The following is a 4,888-nucleotide window of genomic DNA, read 5'->3' as shown; positions in this document are numbered from 1 at the left end:
TGCTTGACGTGCTGCGTGAGGTGACTCCGCGGGCGGGTCGGGTGCCGCTGCTGTCCACGGTGACCGGCGAGCTGATCGACGGCTCCGGCATGGATGCCGGGTACTGGTACACCAACCTCCGTGCCACCGTGGAGTTCGCCGACGCGACCCGCGCGCTGCTGGAAGAGCACGGTGTCGGAACCTTCATCGAGATCAGCGCGCACCCCGTGCTGGCCATGGCGGTTCAGGAGAGCATCGAGGAGAGCGGCCGTGAGGCCGCCGCGTTCGGCACCCTGCGCCGCGACGAGGGCGGTGCCCAGCGCGTGCTGGCCTCCTTCGCGCAGGCATGGGTGCGCGGGGTCGCCGTCGACTGGCGAGCGGCCGTCTTCGCCGGCACCGGGGCCGAGCGCGTCGACCTGCCCACCTACGCCTTCCAGCAGGACAGTTACTGGCCCCGGCCGCTCACCGGCTGGCTGGGTGACGTGGCCTCCGCCGGTCTGGGTTCGGCCGACCACCCGCTGCTCGGCGCCTCCGTGGCGCTGGCGGACGCGGACGGTCACCTGTTCACCGGACGCCTGGCGCTGGACTCGCACCCGTGGCTGGCCGACCACGCCGTGGGCGACATCGTGCTGCTGCCGGGAACCGCCTTCGTCGAGCTGGCGGTCCGGGCGGGTGACCAGGTCGGCTGCGACCGCCTGGAGGAGTTGTCGCTGGAAGCACCGCTGATCCTGCCCGCCAAGGGCGCGGTGCAGGTCCAGCTGTGGGTCGGTACCCCGGACGACGCCGGCCGGCGCACCGTCAGTCTGTACTCCCGAGCCGAGGACGCGCCGGCGGAGGAGCCGTGGACCCGGCACGCGGCCGGTCTGCTCGGTACCGGCGTGGCCGCCTCGATGGATGAGTTGGCCGAGTGGCCGCCGGCGAACGCCGAGGCCGTCCCCGTCGACTCGCTCTACGAGGGCTTCGCCGCCGCCGGGTTCGGCTACGGACCGGTGTTCCAGGGCCTGCGGCGCGCCTGGCGGCAGGGCGGCGAGCTGTTCGCGGAGGTCGAACTTCCGGAGGAGAGCTGGGAGTTGGCCGGACGGTTCGGCCTGCACCCGGCCCTGCTAGACGGCGCGCTGCACGCGATCGGGCTCGGCGGAGTGCTGGAGGGCAGCGGGCAGGCCCGTCTGCCGTTCGCCTGGTCCGGAGTCTCGCTGCACGCGGTCGGTGCCACCGCACTTCGGGTGCGGATCGTCGCGAACGGCCCGGATGCGGTCGCGCTGCACGTCGCCGACGGCACGGGCGCGCCGGTCGCCACGGTCGAGTCGCTGGTGCTCCGGCCGGTGTCGGTGGACCAGTTCTCCGCCGCCCGCGCCGCCTACCACGACTCGCTGTACCGGGTGGACTGGACGGCGGTGCCGCTCGGCTCTCCGGCCGGCCGGAGCACCGAGCGGTGGGCCGTCCTGGGCGACGAGACCCTCGGCCTGGACCAGGCTGCCGGCTTCGCCGACCTGGCCGCGCTGACCGGGGCCCTCGCCGACGGAGCCGCGGTTCCGGACACCGTGGTGGTGCCGCTCCTGGGAGGTATCGAGGCGGAGCCCGGCACCGGGCTCCCCGCCGCCGCCCACCTGAGCACGCACCGGGCCCTGAGCGTGCTGCAGGACTGGCTGGCCGAGGACGCCTTCGCCGGCTCCCGGTTGGCCGTGGTGACCCGTGGCGCCGTGGCGGCCGGTACCGACGGGACGGTGGCGGACCTGGCGGGGGCGACGGTCTGGGGCCTGGTGCGTTCGGCTCAGACCGAGAACCCCGGCCGGATCGTCCTGGTGGACCTGGATGAGGAGGGGGCATCGCTCGACGCGCTGCCCGCGGCGGTCGGCAGCGGTGAGCCGCAGCTGGCCCTGCGGTCCGGATCCGCCCTCGCCGCCCGGGTGGCGAGGGTCCCGGTGGCCGACGAGGCGGACCTTCTGGTGCTGGACCCGGAGGGGACGGTGCTGGTGACGGGTGCGACGGGCACCCTCGGTGCGCTGTTCGCCCGGCACCTGGTCGCGGAGTACGGCGCGCGTAGGCTGCTGCTGGTCTCGCGGCGCGGGGCTCAGGCCGAGGGCGCGGCGGAACTCGCGGACTCCCTGCGGGAGTTGGGTGCGGAGCCGGTCTTCGCCGCCTGTGACGTCGCGGACCGTGACGCGCTGGCCGCCCTGCTCGCCGAACACCGCCTGACCGCCGTGGTGCACACCGCCGGTGTCCTGGACGACGGCGTGATCTCCTCCCTCACCCCCGAGCGCATCGACACCGTGCTGCGCCCGAAGGTGGACGCGGCCTGGAACCTGCACGAACTGACGCAGGATCACGACCTCGCCGCGTTCGTGCTGTTCTCCTCCGCCGCCGGTGTCTTCGGCGGCGCAGGTCAGGGCAACTATGCAGCGGGCAACGCCTTCCTGGACGCCCTGGCACAGCAGCGCCGGGCCGCCGGACTTCCGGGACTCTCGCTCGCCTGGGGCCTGTGGGCCGAGGAGAGCGGTATGACCGGCGACCTCGGTGACGCGGGCGTCGAGCGGATGGCCCGCGGCGGTGTCATCGCCCTGTCCTCCGAGGAGGGCCTGCGGCTGTTCGACGCCTCCGTGCGATCGGCGGAGCCGGTGCTGGCGCCGATCAGCCTCGACCTGGCCGGGCTGCGCGGGCAGGCGGAGGCGGGCATGCTCCCGCCGCTGCTACGCGGTCTGCTGCGCGGCCCGGTACGGCGCAGCGCGGACGCGGGCTCGCGGCCCGGCGGCGCCTCTCCACTGATGCAGCGGCTCGCGGCACTGCCCGAGGCCGAGCGCGACGCGGCCCTGCTGGACGTCGTACGGGCCGAGGCAGCCGCCGTCCTGGGCTATGCGGGCCCGCACGCGGTGGACGCCGACCGGGCGTTCAAGGACCTCGGGTTCGACTCGCTGACCGCCGTCGAGCTGCGCAACCGCCTGAACGCCGCGACCGGCCTGAGGCTGCCCGCCACGCTGGTCTTCGACTACCCAAACCCGGGGGCGCTCGCCGAGCTGCTCCGCACCGAGCTCCTGGGCTCGCTGCCCGACGCGGCGGCCGTCGCGGTGGCGGCGGCCGACGACGAGCCGATCGCGATCGTCGGGATGGCCTGCCGGTTCCCGGGCGGGGTGAGCTCGCCCGAGGAGCTGTGGCGGCTGGTGGCCGACGGTGTCGACGCCGTGTCGGGATTCCCCGCCGACCGCGGCTGGGACACCGAGGCGCTCTACGACAGCGACCCCGAGCAGCAGGGCACCACCTACACCCGTGAGGGTGGTTTCATCCACAACGCCAGCGAGTTCGACCCGGACCTCTTCGGGATCTCGCCCCGCGAGGCCGTCTCGATGGACCCGCAGCAGCGGCTGCTGCTGGAGACCTCGTGGGAGGCGTTCGAGCGGGCCGGGATCGACCCGAACTCGGTACGCGGCAGCCGCACCGGCGTCTTCGTCGGCGTGATGTACAACGACTACGGCATGCTGCTCCAGCAGTCGGCGGAGGCCTTCGAGGGCTACGTCGGCACCGGCAGCTCCGGCAGCATCGCCTCGGGCCGGGTGTCCTACACCCTGGGCCTGGAGGGGCCGGCCGTCAGCATCGACACCGCCTGCTCCTCCTCCCTGGTGGCCCTGCACCTGGCGGTGCAGGCGCTGCGAGGCGGCGAGTGCACCCAGGCGCTGGCCGGCGGTGTGGTGGTGATGGCCACCCCGGCTCCGTTCGTGGAGTTCAGCCGTCAGCGCGGCCTGTCGGCCGACGGCCGCTGCCGGGCGTTCTCGGCCGACGCGGACGGCACCGGCTGGGGTGAGGGCGTCGGCATGCTGCTGGTCGAGCGGCTGTCGGACGCGCGCCGCAACGGGCACCCGGTGCTGGCGATCGTGCGCGGTAGCGCCGTCAACCAGGACGGTGCCTCCAACGGTCTGACAGCCCCCAACGGTCCGTCCCAGCAGCGGGTGATCCGCCAGGCGCTGGCGTCGGGCGGGCTGACGGCCGACCAGGTGGACGCGGTCGAGGCGCACGGCACCGGTACGACCCTCGGTGACCCGATCGAGGCCCAGGCCCTGCTTGCCACCTACGGCAAGGGCCGTCCCGAGGACCGCCCGCTGCTGCTGGGCTCGCTGAAGTCCAACATCGCCCACACCCAGGCCGCGGCCGGTGTCGGTGGTGTGATCAAGATGGTGATGGCGATGCGGCACGGCGTACTGCCGCAGACCCTGCACGTCAGCGAGCCGTCCCCGCACGTCGACTGGTCGGCCGGCGCGGTCGAGCTGCTGACCGAGGCCCGGTCCTGGCCGGAGACCGGACAGCCGCGCCGCGCGGGTGTCTCCTCGTTCGGTATCAGCGGCACCAACGCCCACGTGATCATCGAGCAGGCACCCGAGGAAGCCGCCCCGGCCGAGCCCGCCGCTCCCACCGGGCCCACTGCCCGGGCGGCGCTGCCCTGGGTGCTGTCGGGCCGTTCGCAGGCGGCGCTGCGCGGTCAGGCCGAGCGGCTGCTGGCCCGGCTGGAGGCCGGACAGGCGGCGGACCCGGCCGACATCGGCTGGTCGCTGGCCACCACCCGCGCGGCGCTGGAGCACCGCGCCGCCGTGGTGGCCGCCGACCGGGCGGAGCTGCTGCACGGTCTGAGGGTGCTGGCGCACGGCGAGTCGACGGCGAACACGGTTCAGGGTGTGGCCGCTTCGGGGAACCGTTCGGCGTTCCTGTTCACGGGGCAGGGCAGCCAGCGGGCCGGTATGGGCCGTGAGCTGTACGAGACCTTCCCGCGCTTCGCCGAGGCTTTCGATGCGGTCTGTGCGGAGCTGGACGGGCACCTGGACCGTCCGTTGCGCGAGGTGGTGTTCGGCGGGGAGGAGTTGGACCAGACCGGGTACACGCAGCCGGCGCTGTTCGCGGTCGAGGTGGCGCTGTTCCGGCTGGTGGA

General features: G+C 74.1%; 1 protein-coding gene. It reads left to right on the top strand.

Features of this window, described 5'->3' with window-relative positions:
* The coding region (locus ABD369_RS40005) for a type I polyketide synthase (protein WP_425557890.1) at positions 1 to 4,888 on the top strand (4,888 nt) is incomplete at both ends.

Origin of the sequence: Kitasatospora cystarginea (assembly GCF_039533515.1) — a bacterium.
GTDB classification, from domain to species: Bacteria; Actinomycetota; Actinomycetes; order Streptomycetales; family Streptomycetaceae; genus Kitasatospora; species Kitasatospora cystarginea.
The sequence above is the reverse complement of the archived record's forward strand: the minus strand, read 5'-3'. Positions and strand labels throughout refer to the sequence as shown.